This window comes from Exiguobacterium sp. J17977 (genome assembly GCF_018616375.1).
GTDB classification, from domain to species: Bacteria; Bacillota; Bacilli; order Exiguobacteriales; family Exiguobacteriaceae; genus Exiguobacterium; species Exiguobacterium mexicanum.
In genome coordinates this window covers 1-445 of sequence record NZ_JAEQBB010000018.1, presented here as the reverse complement: position 1 = coordinate 445, position 445 = coordinate 1, and the positions used below count along the sequence as shown (strand labels likewise).

Sequence of the window (445 nt, the reverse complement as noted above, 5' to 3'; positions counted from 1 at the left end):
GAGGACTTGAACCTCCACGGTGTTAACCACCACTAGGCCCTCAACCTAGCGCGTCTACCGATTCCGCCACGACCGCAGCGTATTAAGGTGTTACGAGGGATAAAAAATGGTGAGTCATGCAGGGCTCGAACCTGCGACCCTCTGATTAAAAGTCAGATGCTCTACCAACTGAGCTAATGACTCAAATTATAAGCTGGGCCGGAAGGGATCGAACCTTCGCATGTCGGAATCAAAATCCGATGCCTTACCACTTGGCTACGGCCCAACGTAAATGGCGGTCTTGACGGGATTTGAACCCGCGATCTCCTGCGTGACAGGCAGGCATGTTAACCCCTACACCACAAGACCGTTATACGTGCTTAAATTTGAAATGGTGGAGGATGACGGGATCGAACCGCCGACCCCCTGCTTGTAAGGCAGGTGCTCTCCCAGCTGAGCTAATCCT

The 445-nt window shown here is 52.6% G+C and carries 3 tRNA genes; all 3 read right to left on the bottom strand.

Features of this window, described 5'->3' with window-relative positions:
- Nucleotides 1–107: 107 nt before the first annotated feature.
- The 3 genes from KNO58_RS15275 to KNO58_RS15265 all read right to left on the bottom strand — a co-directional run bounded on the left by KNO58_RS15275 (nt 108) and on the right by KNO58_RS15265 (nt 348).
- Nucleotides 108–183: transfer RNA gene (locus KNO58_RS15275), tRNA-Lys, on the bottom strand.
- 10 nt (nt 184–193) lie between these two features.
- Nucleotides 194–265, bottom strand: a tRNA-Gln gene (locus KNO58_RS15270).
- Between the two features lie 7 nt (nt 266–272).
- Nucleotides 273–348 (bottom strand) — tRNA-Asp (locus KNO58_RS15265).
- Between the last annotated feature and the right edge of the window lie 97 nt (nt 349–445).